This is a genomic window from Pradoshia sp. Z6_59 (assembly GCF_058267515.1).
In genome coordinates, this window is record NZ_JBZCPP010000003.1 from 186,660 (window position 1) to 201,410 (window position 14,751).

The 14,751-nt window shown below is 38.9% G+C and carries 17 protein-coding genes; 13 read left to right on the forward strand and 4 right to left on the reverse strand.

The features are described 5' to 3' along the window. The first annotated feature begins 69 nt into the window (after nt 1–69). Nucleotides 70–306, forward strand: coding sequence for a YuzB family protein (locus AC4D4B_RS04965; protein ID WP_066106566.1), 237 nt, complete (start codon nt 70–72; stop codon nt 304–306). Between the two features lie 64 nt (nt 307–370). Here AC4D4B_RS04965 and AC4D4B_RS04970 read toward each other — a convergent pair whose 3' ends face one another. Further along, the gene (locus AC4D4B_RS04970; RefSeq protein WP_490994771.1) at nt 371–1,129 is read right to left on the reverse strand and encodes a TraR/DksA C4-type zinc finger protein; all 759 of its coding nucleotides are present in this window, start codon (nt 1,127–1,129) and stop codon (nt 371–373) included. Nucleotides 1,130–1,392: 263 nt separating this feature from the next. On the opposite strand from AC4D4B_RS04970, the gene AC4D4B_RS04975 reads away from it, so the two are divergent. Continuing rightward, entirely contained in the window at nt 1,393–1,758 is a 366-nt protein-coding gene (locus AC4D4B_RS04975) for a HesB/IscA family protein (RefSeq protein WP_066106916.1), read from the forward strand. A gap of 172 nt (nt 1,759–1,930) precedes the next feature. On the opposite strand, the gene AC4D4B_RS04980 is transcribed toward AC4D4B_RS04975, so the two are convergent. Further along, nucleotides 1,931–2,563: an NAD(P)H-binding protein gene (locus AC4D4B_RS04980; RefSeq protein WP_490999318.1), complete on the reverse strand. Its 633-nt coding sequence runs from the start codon at nt 2,561–2,563 to the stop codon at nt 1,931–1,933. A 215-nt stretch (nt 2,564–2,778) separates the two neighbouring features. After that, nucleotides 2,779–3,777, reverse strand: coding sequence for an NAD(P)/FAD-dependent oxidoreductase (locus AC4D4B_RS04985; protein WP_490999319.1), 999 nt, complete (start codon nt 3,775–3,777; stop codon nt 2,779–2,781). Nucleotides 3,778–4,077: 300 nt separating this feature from the next. On the opposite strand from AC4D4B_RS04985, the gene AC4D4B_RS04990 reads away from it, so the two are divergent. The 5 genes from AC4D4B_RS04990 (at nt 4,078) to spsC (ending at nt 7,338) form a co-directional block, all read left to right on the forward strand. Then, the gene (locus AC4D4B_RS04990; RefSeq protein ID WP_490999369.1) at nt 4,078–5,295 is read left to right on the forward strand and encodes an NAD(P)/FAD-dependent oxidoreductase; all 1,218 of its coding nucleotides are present in this window, start codon (nt 4,078–4,080) and stop codon (nt 5,293–5,295) included. An 89-nt stretch (nt 5,296–5,384) separates the two neighbouring features. Further along, entirely contained in the window at nt 5,385–5,867 is a 483-nt protein-coding gene (locus tag AC4D4B_RS04995; RefSeq protein ID WP_490999320.1) for an NUDIX hydrolase, read from the forward strand. Nucleotides 5,868–6,016: 149 nt separating this feature from the next. Beyond that, on the forward strand, nt 6,017–6,139 hold the full coding sequence (locus AC4D4B_RS05000; RefSeq protein WP_175354293.1) for a YuiA family protein: 123 nt from the start codon (nt 6,017–6,019) through the stop codon (nt 6,137–6,139). A gap of 96 nt (nt 6,140–6,235) precedes the next feature. Then, on the forward strand, nt 6,236–6,559 hold the full coding sequence (locus AC4D4B_RS05005) for a YuiB family protein (RefSeq protein WP_490997152.1): 324 nt from the start codon (nt 6,236–6,238) through the stop codon (nt 6,557–6,559). A 119-nt stretch (nt 6,560–6,678) separates the two neighbouring features. Beyond that, on the forward strand, nt 6,679–7,338 hold the full coding sequence (gene spsC, locus AC4D4B_RS05010; RefSeq protein WP_490997151.1) for a stationary phase survival protein SpsC: 660 nt from the start codon (nt 6,679–6,681) through the stop codon (nt 7,336–7,338). 76 nt (nt 7,339–7,414) lie between these two features. Here spsC and AC4D4B_RS05015 read toward each other — a convergent pair whose 3' ends face one another. Beyond that, complete coding sequence (locus AC4D4B_RS05015; protein ID WP_490999321.1) at nt 7,415–8,251, reverse strand: alpha/beta hydrolase; 837 nt, start codon at nt 8,249–8,251, stop codon at nt 7,415–7,417. A 247-nt stretch (nt 8,252–8,498) separates the two neighbouring features. On the opposite strand from AC4D4B_RS05015, the gene AC4D4B_RS05020 reads away from it, so the two are divergent. The 6 genes from AC4D4B_RS05020 (at nt 8,499) to AC4D4B_RS05045 (ending at nt 14,711) form a co-directional block, all read left to right on the forward strand. Beyond that, nucleotides 8,499–9,473 (forward strand): iron-hydroxamate ABC transporter substrate-binding protein, encoded by a 975-nt coding sequence (locus AC4D4B_RS05020; protein ID WP_490999370.1) that lies wholly within the window; start codon nt 8,499–8,501, stop codon nt 9,471–9,473. Nucleotides 9,474–9,486: 13 nt separating this feature from the next. Continuing rightward, nucleotides 9,487–10,491, forward strand: coding sequence for a FecCD family ABC transporter permease (locus tag AC4D4B_RS05025; RefSeq protein WP_490999322.1), 1,005 nt, complete (start codon nt 9,487–9,489; stop codon nt 10,489–10,491). Nucleotides 10,492–10,513: 22 nt separating this feature from the next. After that, the gene (locus tag AC4D4B_RS05030; RefSeq protein WP_490999371.1) at nt 10,514–11,506 is read left to right on the forward strand and encodes a FecCD family ABC transporter permease; all 993 of its coding nucleotides are present in this window, start codon (nt 10,514–10,516) and stop codon (nt 11,504–11,506) included. 15 nt (nt 11,507–11,521) lie between these two features. Continuing rightward, nucleotides 11,522–12,328, forward strand: a complete 807-nt coding sequence (locus AC4D4B_RS05035; RefSeq protein ID WP_490999323.1) for an ABC transporter ATP-binding protein — start codon at nt 11,522–11,524, stop codon at nt 12,326–12,328. A gap of 506 nt (nt 12,329–12,834) precedes the next feature. Then, nucleotides 12,835–14,343, forward strand: coding sequence for a leucyl aminopeptidase (locus tag AC4D4B_RS05040; RefSeq protein ID WP_490999324.1), 1,509 nt, complete (start codon nt 12,835–12,837; stop codon nt 14,341–14,343). A 125-nt stretch (nt 14,344–14,468) separates the two neighbouring features. After that, nucleotides 14,469–14,711, forward strand: coding sequence for a hypothetical protein (locus AC4D4B_RS05045; protein ID WP_490999325.1), 243 nt, complete (start codon nt 14,469–14,471; stop codon nt 14,709–14,711). The last annotated feature ends 40 nt before the right edge of the window (nt 14,712–14,751 follow it).

Genomic DNA, 14,751 nt, shown 5'->3' on the forward strand with positions numbered 1-14,751 from the left:
CACTTAAATTAATTGACTATTATATCATTTTAGAGTAGGATTTTGGTTGTGCTAAGGGGTGACAATAGTATGAAACCAATTATTGAATTTTGCGTCAGTAATCTTGTCAGCGGTTCACAGGCCGCTATGGAGATTTTAGATAAAGATCCTAATTTGGATGTTATTGAATATGGGTGTCTTAGTTATTGTGGAATTTGCTCTGCCAGTATGTATGCCCTTGTAAATGGCGAAGTCGTAACAGGGGACAGTCCGGAAGAACTGGTTGATCATATTTATGAATATCTGGAAGAAAATCCAATGTTTTAATATAATAAAAAGGGAAGAGATAGGCATACTCTGCTTATTTCTTCCCTATTTTTTGTATAAAGAATTACTCATCATCATTGGTATCTTCAGTATAAGGATCTTCTTCATATGGTTTTAAATCTCCAAAAGATGTCATGATTCCTTCTTCATCCAATAAATCCTTTAATTGCTCGAGTTCAGCTGTGGGATAGATTTGAACATTTTTCCCCTCAATATCGTTTCCAGCGAAATTTTCAATATCCTCCACATATCCGATATGTTCATCGGAATTTAAATAGACCTGATCATAGTGCTCTTTTGGATCATAATAATCAGATGGGGTATCTGAACTCCCCCACTCGGCTACAGCCTGCCATGAATCTTCTTCATCAAAGCCATTCACTTCTGTCTCATGCTTTTTTTCATATAATGGATGCAGGACCTGCTCTTCTATTGGACGTTCGTGAGAAACAGTTTGTTCAGTACTGTGCTCGATGCAATAAGTGGTAGATGGTAATGCTTGAAGCCGCTCAAAAGGGATGTCTTTACCGCATATTTCACACTTACCATAGGTTCCTTTTTCTATTGCCTCTAAAGCTCTGTTCACCTGATTAAGTTCATTCTCAAAATGTTCATTTAAGGCCAGGTCTTTACCACGTTCGTATAGCTCAGTGGCGGTATCCGCCGGATGGTTATCATATGTAGAGAGTTCTCCTACATAATTATAAAAATTTTCATCTTCCCCTATACCAAAATGATTATTCAGGGAAATGTGATGTTCAAGTTCCTTTTTTTCATTTGCTAATTTTGATTGAAGATTAGATTGTTGTTCGGAAGAAAGCATCAAAGGAAACTCCTTTCAATTTCGTCTTTCTATTTTCTTTCATTCCGCTGCTGTTTATGTAAAAAATATTAATTAATCTTTTGGATAAAATAATATAGTCATTTAGGGAAAGAGTTATTTAAAAGTGTATATCTTATTCAAAACGTGCGAACAGCAGCATATTATGGGCAGTTTTAAGGTTGAGAGGACACCGGTTAATGTATATACTAATAAATAGAGGATTTAATTTCCTTCTAACTTTTTTATAAGGGGGAAGAATGGTAATGAATAATGATGTCATTATTGTAACAGAAGCAGCAGCTTTTCAAATAAATACGATGATAAAAGAAAGCGGTGAAGATCAGCCATATTTGCGTGTTTCCGTCCATGGTGGAGGGTGCAGCGGTTTATCGTATGGCATGAACTTTGAGCAAAAAAAGCAAGATAGTGATATTGAAACCATACAGCATGAAATTCATTTTCTTGTGAATAAAGAGGACGCGCCCATCCTGACTGGAACGCGTATAGACTATAAACAATCGATGCTCGGCGGAGGTTTTACGATTGATAATCCGAATGCCATTGCCACATGTGGTTGTGGGTCTTCATTCCGTACAGCTAAAGTTACGGGTAATCCAGAGCAATGTTAAACTAACAAATCAATACTGATTTAGTTGGAATTCCTTCTTAAACAGATGCGATCAAAAAGGTATCTATTGAGAAGGAATTTTTTTATATGAGACTAAGGCATTTTAAGGTTCCTGCTGAACAAAAATAACCTCTCCCAATAAGAGCGGGGAGAGGGAGACTAGTTGTTTTATATTACACTTCAGCCAAGGCGTCCTTAATAGGATAAGGGCCTTCAATACAATAAAATTTCTTATTAAAGGTCGTATCTGTTTCTAATGTGTCAACTAAAACCTGTGCAACTTCATTACGTGAAATCATTCCATCATCATCGAGTGATTTTGCCGCCAGTATTTTAAATGTGCCATCAGAATCAATCAATTTGCCTGGACGGACAATTGTATACTTCAACCTACTGGATTCAGTTAAATAATTTTCCGTCATTCTTGTTTCCTCCAAAAAAGAATAAAGAATGCATGGTGCTTCATCCGGTTTGTCAGCATAAATGGAGCTTAACATGACAAAACGCTCTACGCCCGCTTTTTCACACTCTCGTATAAAGTGGATAGCTCCGTGCTGTGTCACATGGGAGATCGTATCATGAATACTAGGATTTGTTACATCGACTGCGTAAATAACTGCGTCCATGCCCTCCAATTGGAGAGAATCGGTTATTTCTCCGAACATGGGTTCAGCACCAAGACTTCTAACTAGTGAAGCAAGATTTTCATCATGAACTAAACAATATGCCTGATGAGAAGACTTATTCAAAAGCTCAAGTACTCGCTGGCCTGTGCGGTTGTTTGCACCGACAATTAACACATTCATTGTAATCACCTCACTAGTATCTCATACCCGCTTCATATGGGGCCTGACTCTGGTATTTACTAGTACGTAAGGGAATAATTTATATACATACAAAGAGAGAGTGAGTTGTGACTAAAAAAAGAAGGAATTCAGAATGTATGAGCATAGCAGCTTACATTCTGAATTCCTCTTATTTATTTTGCATGATGCGTCTTGACCAGTTTTAGTTCAGTCAATCAATCTTTAAACATACTTGTACTATGAAGGGGTTGGATTCTTGCTTTAGGATCCATATATGCTTTTGCATTGTTAATAGCCGTAGGAGCTTCACCAAATCCACAGGCAATTAGCTTCACTTTCCCATCATATGTGCAAATATCTCCAGCTGCATAAATACCAGGTATATTAGTTTCCATTTTGCTATTCACAATGATGGAATTTTTCTCGATATTAAGTCCCCACTCTTTAATAGGTCCAAGTGAAGAAACAAAACCAAATGTAACTAATACGGCATCAACGTCAATCGTTTCTTTATGTTCCCCTGTTGCGTCATCCAACACGATTTGTTTAATGGTTTCCCCATCGCCAACTAATTCAGATGGTATATAAGGAGTCTTAATGATTACACTTGAGTTTTTAAGATTTTCCACACTATGTTCATGGGCACGGAATTTATCACGGCGATGAACAAGTGTTACTTCCTCGGCGATAGGCTCAAGCATTAATGCCCAGTCTACTGCAGAGTCCCCTCCGCCACATACGACGACTTTTTTACCGGCAAATTTATTCAAATCATCAACAAAATAATGAAGATTCTTTCCTTCATAGCTAGACGCATTTTCGAGTTCAAGGCGCCTTGGCTGGAATGCTCCATTTCCGGCTGTGATGATAATCGTATTTGAATAATGAACTTCTTTATCGGTTGTTACTTTAAAAACACCATCTGCCTGTTTTTCAACATTCTCGACAGCTTGTTCAAGACAAATGGTTGGATCAAACTTAGCCATTTGTTCCTTTAGGTTATTAACTAATTCTTGAGCAAGTATTTTAGGAAAACCTGCTACATCATAAATATATTTCTCAGGATAGAGTGCGGATAATTGTCCGCCTAGCTGGGGCAGACTTTCGATGATTTTCACTGAGGCTTGCCTCATACCACCATAGAAAGCAGTGAACAATCCTACAGGTCCTCCACCTATGATCGTTACGTCATATACTTTTTGATCTTCTTTCACTTGATTACCCCCTATATTGTAAATAAATCTTTAATAAATAGTACCATATATCTTGGTATAACGTTCCTCTAAAGGATAAGTGTGTATATAAAGATAATAAGAGTAAATATTCAAAAAAGTCAAAGGTAAAACCGTTCCTAGTTTTTTTATCCTTTTTATATCCAGCGCTTGAAAAAATAACCAAAAGGGAATATAGTAATCTATAGCGAAATGTTAATATTTTGTGACATTTTTGACGTAATATACGTGAATGATATCACAAGATGTTTGAATTTTTTATATCATATAAAAAAGGTGGACGTGATACTAGTGAAAAAGCCTCAAATTGTTATTCTAGGAGCCGGTTATGGCGGATTGTTAACAGCTAAGCGTTTGCAGAATAAAATGAATGTGAATGAAGCTGAAATTACACTCATTAATAAGCATCGTTATCATTATGAAACAACTTGGCTGCATGAAGCATCAGCGGGTACCATACATCACAATAAAGTACGCTATGATATTAGTAGTATCATCGATCGTAATAAAGTAACGATGATTGAAGATACCGTTGTAGAAATAAAAAAAGATGAGAAAGTGATAGTTTGTGAGACTGGTACTGTTTCATATGATTATTTAGTGGTTGCTTTAGGTGCCGAATCTGAAACATTTGGTATTGAAGGATTAAAGGAATATGCATTCAGTATTTCCAGTGTAAATAAAGCACGTCATATTCGTGAACATATTGATTATCAGTTCTCCCAATACCAAACGGATAAAAAGGAAGAAAGATTAACCATTATAGTGGGCGGTGCTGGATTTACAGGTATTGAATTTATTGGAGAGCTTGCTAATCGTATGCCAGCTCTTTGTGAAGAATATGATGTTGATCCTAATAAAGCGCGTATTATTTGTGTAGAAGCAGCACCTACAGCATTACCAGGCTTTGATCCGGAGCTTGTACAATATGCTGTTGCCCGATTGGAGAAAAAAGGCGTGGAGTTCATGATTGGCACACCGGTCAAAGGCTGCACGGCAGAGGGAATACTGGTTGGTAAAGGCGAAGATGAAACAGAATTAATAAAAGCGGGTACAGTTATCTGGGCTGCGGGTGTCAGAGGAAGCAGTATCATCGAAAAGTCAGGTATTGAGGCGATGCGCGGCCGCGTGAAAGTGGAACCTACTTTGCAGGCGCCCGGTCTTGAAAATGTTTTTGTCATTGGAGATTGTGCGTTAATCATTAATGAAGAGATAAATCGTCCTTACCCACCAACAGCTCAAATCTCTATGCAGCAGGCTGAAGTTTGCTCCGAAAATATTGCTGCTCTTATTCGAGGAGAGAAATTGAAGGATTTCGTATTTGAGCCAAAAGGCACTGTATGTTCACTTGGCGATGATGATGCGATTGGAGTTGTTTTTGGCAAAAAATTAAAAGGTACAAAAGCAGCTGCGATGAAAAAAATCATAGATAATCGTGCCTTATACATGATGGGTGGCTTGCCGCTTCTCATGAAAAAGGGTAAATTTAAATTAATCTAATAAGGTATAACATACCTCGAAAGAAAGCTGTCCGATTATACTCGAGACAGCTTTTTGATTACTAAAAAAATCCAGGAAAAGGTGTTCATATGTTAGAAAGAAGTAAATATGTCTGGTTAGGTGTAGCAGGGTTGGTCGTAACAAAGGATGGTAAATGGCTTGTTGTGAAGAAGTCATATGGTGGTTTAAAAGGGAAATGGTCATTGCCGGCAGGTTTTGTACAGGCGGGAGAAACAGCAGATGAAGCAGTGGTTAGAGAGATTAAAGAAGAGACGGGGATTGAAACAAAGATTATTGGGTTATTTGGTCTTAGAACAGGTGTTATTCGTAATGAAATCAGTGATAATATGCTGCTTTTCTTATTGGAACCAATTTCCGGAGAAATTTCCATGCAAAAAACTGAACTACTGGATGTTGCTTTTATGGACCAGGAGACAATTAAAAAGGATCCGGATAGTTCATTGTTATTAACGGAATTAAATGAAAAGCATGCATCCCTGCATAAGAAACCGCTTGAAGGAATCAATCCAGGGGATGTCTTTCAATACACCGCATATAAATTATTTATATAATTGATTTCTTGTGTATAAGGGAGTATTTAAAAGGAAAATAAATTTGTATACGCTTACATCGGATTACTGAGACTTTTTGGGTACTTTTCATTTTCTGAAATTTCTGATATATTATCAGAAAATTCAATAAATTAGGGGTTGATTACGTTATGAATCAAAAAGCCTATCAGTGCCCGTATTGCTATGGAAAAGGATATTTTCAATTACTGCTTGGTGGATCTGAAACATGCTCATGCTGCGGGGGAAGCGGTAAAACAAAAAACACTAAATAAATGGCGGTAAATGTTATTTTCAAAAACAACCCAATTGACGAAAATTCTTCCATCCTATAAACTTACTTTTGTACGACTAAGGGGGAGTTATAGAGAATGGGCATGTCAATTCCGGTTGTAATTATATCAGTGGTATTGTTCTTTATTCTTTTTTTTGGATTGGGCTTTATTTTAAATATGCTGTTTAGAAAGACATGGATTATGGCAGTAATTTATCCCTTGGCAGCATTATATTTTATTAATAGTGTTAAGTTAACGGAGTACTTTGTAAATCCTTCTTCTAGTTTTCAATTATTAAAAGAGCGATTTTTCAACCTTGCCTCCGCAGATGCAATTATTTTGGCAGCAGGATTAGCAGGATCCATTGTTTCAGGTATCGTTATAAGAATTCTTCGTTCAATGGGATACAGAATGTTTTAACCCTCTTCGAGTAATCGTTAGTGGGTTTTTTTATTTTAACAAAATATAGATAGTTCTGAAAAAGGAATAGATACTCTGGTATTGGGAAGAATGGTTTGTGTGAAAGGAGAAATCGTCACATGGACCATACTTTTAAATTTATCAGAGCAATTTCACTCGTTTTTTTATTCTTACTGGCTACCGTTGTAACCCTTTCATATTTTACAGGAATTAGTGTTCATGAGTTTCCTGTTTTTCGCCATATACATTCTAAAATTAGGGAAAATCCTAAGCCCAAAGATCAAATATCGTTATCAAGCTATGACACAACTTCCTCTGTTGGACAAATAAAATCAGCGTCCACACTGGAAGAAAATGATGATTGGAATAAATACCCTGCTAAAGAAGTGATTGCTACAGGTTATACAGCAGGGTACGAGTCAACTGGGAAAAATCCAAACCATCCCAGCTATGGAATCACCTATTCCGGTGTAAAGGTAAAACGCGACTTATATTCAACGATTGCAGCGGACACAAGCGTCTTTCCAATTGGGACCATTCTTTTTATCCCATCCTATGGGTATGGAGTGGTTGCTGATACAGGTTCAGCGATAAAAGGGAATAAAATTGATCTATATTACGATACCGTGGATGATGTATATCAGAAATGGGGAAAAAAACAGCTGAAGGTGTATGTAGTCAGTATGGGAACAGGCAAGCTGACTGAACCTGAGCTAAAAGCTTTGAATGAAACAGAGAGCTTGCAAGTATTTAGAAATCAGATTATTAATAAAAAGTAGTTAAATATTTTTTTCCTACCGTTCCTCATGGACGGTTTTTTTGTGCTTTAAATTCGGTGTTCGCTATATAGTTTTTTTATATACTCCCCAGTTTAATTGCGCGATTTATAAGTGGTAATAATACGGATACATGATTTTCCTCTGAAAACTCCCTGAACTGTATGTGAATCCCGTATTCATGCAACTGATTAAGGTCTTCGGAAATTTCAGCAGCATTTTTATTCATATGACTAAAGTGTTGCTTTTCCAGCTCGCCTACACCAATCATAATCTTTATTTGCCGCTCTGATTGTTTTATCTTATGGATGAATGCGTCTTTCTCGCTTCTAAAAAACATCGGGTCCCAATGAATAGAGGGGCTTCCTGCTATGTATGTATGAAAAGTGTCTGGCTCTGAGAAAAGAATTTGTAAAACAAATAATCCGCCTAGTGAGTGGCCAAACAGTGTTTGTTTGTTTATATTGACCGGCAGATTTCGCTCTATTTCCGGTTTAACTACTTCTTTAATAAATGTAAGGAAATGCTCAGCTCCACCATGGGACGGCCATTCTATGCCTGCTGGGTGCGGCGGTAAATTCTCTTTTGATATTGGCCTGGTAAAATCATAGACACGGTAAGGAGAGAATGGCTGATCTGTGTGATAACCAATTCCAACAATAATTGCTGGATATACCCCTGTTTTTTCCGGCTTCCTCATCTGAACACGCATTGCATCAACAAAGGTGCCAAAAACAGAGTTTGCATCCAACGCATAGAAAACCGGGTATCCTTCAGGAGGAGGAACAGTATCCGGCTTGTAAATGAAAATACGATAAAACCGGTCCTGTTTCTGATTGTACATATCTACATCCCAGGTATTAGGTAAAGAAACATTTTGATGCCAAGAAGAATTTTTAGGGGCTGTCTCGCTCATTTATTGACCTCTTTTCATTTGTATTCAAAAGATTATTTGACAAATTAAGTATAAATCATTCAAAAATTTACATAAAATTAATTGAAAATTCCAGTTTGTTCGTTTATATTTTATATAATACTTGATAATGATTATCATTTTCAATACTTTCCGCAATAAATATGGGGGTTGGTAAGACAAATTGTTTAGTTAGATTGAAAGCGAGTACATAGAAAAAGGACCAGATGAGAGGAAGAGGAAAATGAGTATTAAAAAGAATTTATTAATCATGGGATTATCCGCTATGACTTGCCTTGGTTTGGCAGCATGCAACAGTACGGAGACACAAATAAAACAATCTGAGAATGAAGTTCAAGCTGATGATAGCAAGAAATCAGAAAATAAAACTCAAACGATTACATACCTTGATAAAGAATATACGGTTCCTTCTGAGGTGAAAAAGATTGCTACAGCGAGTCTTGAATCGATGGAGGATGCAGCGATTTTAGGAGTTAAACCTGTAGGTGCTATTACAATTGCCGGAGAACTGCCAGCTTATTTGGCAGATGATTTGGCTGGTGCTAAGTCCATAGGGGAAAAAACACAGCCAAATTATGAAACCTTACTTGGATTAAAGCCTGATGTGATCCTTTGGACTTCCAAAGCGAAGGAGAATATCACTGAACAGTTAACGAAGATTGCACCAACATTCCCATACTCCCATATCTCAACAAACTGGGAAGATAACTTAAATTTAATGGCTCATTTGACAGGTAAAGAAGCTGAAGCAGAGAAGATTATTTCTGATTATAAGAAAGATGCTGGGGCAGCAAAAGAACAATTGGGTGAATCTCTGAAAGGGAAAAAGGCAATGGTCCTTCGTATTCGGGGAGGCAATGTCTATGTGTATCCAGAAAGTATGTACCTCAACCCGGTTCTGTACAGTGATTTAGGACTTGAGGTACCGGAAGTGGTAAAAGCTGCGAAGGCACAGGAAGTTATCTCAATGGAAAAACTTGCGGAAGTGAATCCGGATTATGTGTTCCTTCAATTTGAAGAAAGTGAAAATGCTGATAAACCGAAAGCATTGGAAGAGTTAGAAGCTAATCCAATTTGGAAAAGTATGAATGCTGCTAAAAACGGAAAAGTCTTCGTTAATACTGTGGATCCTCTTGCCCAGGGTGGAACGGCATGGAGTAAGACGGCTTTCCTCAAAGCTGCAACCAGCTCTTTAACTGAGTAAGGTTGATGAGTGTATGGATAAGAGGAAAATACCTTTACTGATAATAAGTGCGGCACCCATTCTTATACTCCTTATCATCCTGTTATCCGTTTTTTATGGAGCCAAAAATATAGATTATATAACGATCTGGAATGCCCTCTTTCATTATAATGCCGATAATGTGGACCATGCCATTATTATGACATCCCGTTTACCGAGAGCAATAGGGGCACTTCTTGTTGGAGCCTTCCTTGCTATATCAGGTGCACTCATGCAGGGGATGACAAGAAACTATCTTGCATCCCCTTCCATTATGGGTGTGGCAGATGGTTCAGCTTTTATCATTACGGTATCAATGATTTTTCTGCCGAATATGACATCTATTGAAATGATTTTGTTGTCAATGGTTGGTTCTGCGCTCGGTGCAGGAATTGTTTATGGATTTGGCTCCATGCTACCTAATGGTTTATCACCTGTTCGCTTGGCCATTATAGGTACTGTGCTTGGGACGTTTTTGAGCAGCCTGTCTCAAGCATTGGCTTCCTATTACCAAGTCTCCCAAAATATTAGTTTTTGGTATAATGCGAGATTGCATCAAATAGATTCGGAGCTCCTTGCACTGGCTGTGCCATTTGGTATAGTTGGAATCTTCCTTGCCTTACTGGTTTCCAAATCCGTGACGATCCTTTCTCTTGGTGAGGAAGTTTCAATCGGCTTGGGTCAGCGTACCGGATTAGTCAAAGCGATTTGTATTCTGTCGGTTATCTGTTTAACGGGTACGGCAATTGCATTAGTAGGAAAAGTTGGTTTCGTAGGCTTAATCATTCCGCACATTAGCCGTATGCTTGTCGGCGTTGATTATAAATGGATAATTCCTTGTGCAGGCATACTTGGGGCTGTATTTCTCGGTCTATGTGACGTTTTAAGCAGATTTATCAATTATCCCTTTGAAACACCGATTGGCGTTGTGACTGCATTGATTGGTGTACCATTCTTCCTCTATTTAATCAGAACAAAAGGAGGAAGAGGCCTTGCATAAAGTTTCAAAACGAAGATATTACATAACATTATGGCTGATTGTACTCGCTATTACAGCAGTCATCGTTTATAGCTTGATGGCTGGAACCTTTCAATTGTCTGTTATCGATGTAATAAAGACATTAGCACGAATAGACGTAAATCCGGAACACGATTTGGTCATCTTTGATTTTAGGTTACCGAGGATTCTGATTGGCTGTCTGGTTGGGATTGGGCTTGGAATAGCCGGTGCTGTGATACAGGGAGTGACGAAGAATGGCTTGGCCGATCCAGGAATACTTGGTATTAATGCCGGTGCTGGTACGGCTGTAGTTTTATTCATGTTTTTCTTTCATAGCGTATTTCAAGGAATGACATGGCTCTCCATTATGGCTATGCCCTTATTTGGTCTCGTTGGAGGATTGCTGGCGGCCTTAATTATATTCGCCTTTTCATGGAAAAATGGCTCCCTTGATGTAGAACGACTCATCTTGACTGGAATAGCGATTGGTTCAGCTTTTGGTGCCGTTTCCTTATATTTGTCGCTGAAAATGAAAGCAACTGATTTTGAAATGGCAGTTGTGTGGATCACAGGCAGCATTTATGATGCCAATTGGCTTTATATACTTGCCATGGCCCCCTGGCTGTTTATATGTATACCGATCATTCTAAAAAAGGCCTATATACTCGATTTGCTCCAATTGGAGGATAGTAGCGCTATCAGTTTAGGTATAGCCATTAATAAAGAAAAATCAATCTTACTTCTCAGCAGTATCGGCTTAATAAGCGCTTGTGTATCAGTATCAGGCAGTATTGGATTTATTGGCTTAATGGCGCCGCATATTTCGCGTTATCTTGTTGGTGTTCAAAATAGATTTGTTATCCCTGTGAGTGCAGTAATAGGTGCGCTGTTGGTGGTCTCTTCTGATTATATTGCCAAAACAATTATTGCCCCTGCTGAACTGCCAGTTGGTATTATCGTATCCATTATTGGGGTACCATTCTTCTTGTATTTACTCAAAAAGGCGAAAGCATAAAGGGGGATATTTGATATGAGTATTCTGCGTACAGAAAATCTTGAAGCCTGTTATGAAAAAAAGACCGTGTTTCAAAATTTAAACTTAGAGATTACTAAAGGAAACATAACGACTATTATTGGACCGAACGGTTGTGGGAAATCTACTTTATTAAAAACGATGGGACGCGTATTGAAACAAAAGCAAGGAAAGGTATTTTTGCAGGAGCAAGATATGAATACCGTTTCAACGAAGGAAATTGCCAAACGGCTTTCTATGCTACCGCAAAGCCCAGCTGCACCGGGATTGTTGGGTGTGGAGGAACTGATATCCTATGGGCGTTATCCACATCGTAAAAACAATAAAATAATGACGAAGGAAGATATGGAAATCATAGAATGGGCAATGGAAATTACCAAAACATCCGCCTGTCGAGAACGAAGTATCGCAAGCTTATCTGGTGGGCAAAGGCAAAAGGTTTGGCTGGCCATGGCACTGGCTCAGAAAACAGATGTCATCCTCTTAGATGAGCCCACAACATATTTAGATATGGCCCACCAGCTGGACGTATTGCAAATTATTCAGGAACTCAATCGCCAAGAAAAAAGCACAATAGTAATGGTACTCCATGATATCAATCATGCATCCAGATACTCAGACCATATCATAGCCATGAAAGACGGCAGTATAATCAAATCCGGCACACCAACCGAAATCATAAACCAAGAAGTACTAAAAACCGTCTTCCAAATAGAAGCCAGAATCATCATCGACCCATACGATCATGCACCGGTATGTGTTGGTTATAGTGCTGAGGCGACTGGTCAGCTCCGACAAGCATAAGAGGAGGCACGTAGGGAGGCGTTTTTCCCTCCCGCAGTGGCTACACTTATGACTCGAGGAGCTAGGAGCCGAAGCCGGATTAAATATAGTGCTGAAGCGGCTATCTTAAGGAACGAAGACTAAAACCGCCACGTCCTGTGGCAACGTCTTCATGACCTACATCCTATAGGCCTCCTGTAGAGGTCATGCTTATGTCCTGAGTTTCTAGCCGTTGAAGCCGGATTACAAGGAACGAAGACTAAAACCGCCCCACCCTGTAGCAAAGCCTCCATGACCAATGTCCTGAGGCCTCCGCAACTAATTCACAGAGGATTAAGTCCTCTGTTTTTTTATACCTAAAGAAAGGGTAAAATAGGCAAGATATATCGGATAAATCGTTTAATTTTTCAGTGAATGGAATACTTCATTTGTTCTAAATTACGATGTCAATGGTAAGATAATAGGTAAGGAAAGTTGATGTCAGTAAGAAAAGGCATGAATGAAGATAAACGATCAGGAGGAGTAGTATGTTTAAAGTTTATAATGAAAATCCGAGTCAAACACATATGCCGGTTTTGGTAACTGGAGCATTTAATCATCCAGTTACGCTTGCAGCGATTTTATCGGACGCAGATAGAATGATGAATAGTAAGCTTCAGGATCTTGTCAGGGTTGGAGATATTTCCGCTAGGAAGAAAAAAGTATCGACATTGCATACACTTGGTCTAATTCCACCGGAGAGATTGGTGTTCGTTGGACTGGGCAAACAAAAAGATTTAACATTCGAAGAGCTAAAAGAAGCATTCGGCAAAATGTTTCAAAAAGTCGAAGATTGTGGATGGACAAAGATTAGCGTCGATTTAACGTCATTCCTGACAGATGTCATTACGGTGGAGGATGCAGCACACGCTTTAGGAGAAGCATTAGCTTTGTCTACGTATGAATTTGAAGGATATAAGCAAAAGAAAAATGAACCTGATAAGAAAATAGAAGAGGTTTCTGTATATACGGAAGCTGACCGAGAGCTAGTTGAATCTTCCCTTTTTGTTGGATATACATACGGAAAAGGAACCAATTCAGCTCGGACTTTAGTAAATCTTCCAGGTAATATGCTAACGTCTACAGATATGGCCAATTATGCAAAAGGACTGGCTGATAAATATCAGTTTGAGTGTGAAATCCTTGAAAAAGAGGATATGCAGGAGCTTGGAATGGGAGCCTTGCTTGCCGTCAACCAAGGATCGGCTGAACCACCTAAAATGATTGTCCTGAAATATCAAGGGAAATCTGAATGGACAGATGTAATTGGTTTGGTTGGCAAAGGAATTACATTTGATACAGGCGGGTATTCAATAAAGACAAAAGCAGGGATTGTTGGAATGAAAACGGATATGGGGGGAGCAGCCGCTGTCCTTGGAGCTATGGAGATAATTGGGGAATTGAGACCTGAACAAAATGTTGTGGCCGTTATTCCATCAACAGACAATATGATATCCGGAAATGCCTTCAAACCAGATGATGTCATAGTCTCCATGGCTGGTAAAACAATTGAGGTCTTGAATACAGATGCCGAGGGGCGTCTTGTGTTGGCAGATGCGATTACATATGCTAAACAGCATGGAGCGGATTATTTAGTTGATGTAGCTACATTAACCGGGGGAGTTATTACAGCATTAGGTGTAGAAATGACAGGTGCAATGACAAATCATGAAAGCTGGTTTGAGGAAGTCTTAAAAGCATCTGATGAAGCTGGAGAACCCATGTGGAGATTGCCAATTACCGAAAGGGATAAAGCGCGTGTTCGCAATAGCAAAATAGCTGATCTTAATAATTCGCCGGGAGCAGAGGGGCATGCCATTATGGGAGGTGCATTTGTTGGTGAATTTGCTGAGGAGACTCCATGGGTGCATTTAGATATAGCTGGTACATCAACAAGACGTTCCAGCTATGAGCTTGGACCATCAGGTGCTACTGGTGTAATGGCGAGGACATTGGCTGTATTGGTTGAACGTTTTGGTTTAGATGGTAAAGAATAATCCATACTCATAAATAGATTTAAATGTGAATGTATTCTTATAAGAGGGCATTCGCCCTTACCTGCTGTTAGGTTTTTGCATACATAATAGTGTAGGCATTAAAACACACAGGAGGTATTTTACAGATGGATTATAGACAGAGACCATGGGGTAGACCATGGGGTAGACCGTGGGGCGGACCGTGGGGAAGACCATGGGGTAGACCAGGTTTTGGTTTTGGATTTGGAGGTCCGATCGGGGGATTTGGTTTAGGATTAGCCGGCGGATTAATAGGTGGAGCATTGCTTAGCAGACCATGGGGATATGGATATGGTTATTCTCCGTATGGATATGGATACCCTTATGGATATGGTGGCGGATTTTATTAATAATAATTTATAAACAAAACCAGCAGTTATCAAACTGCTG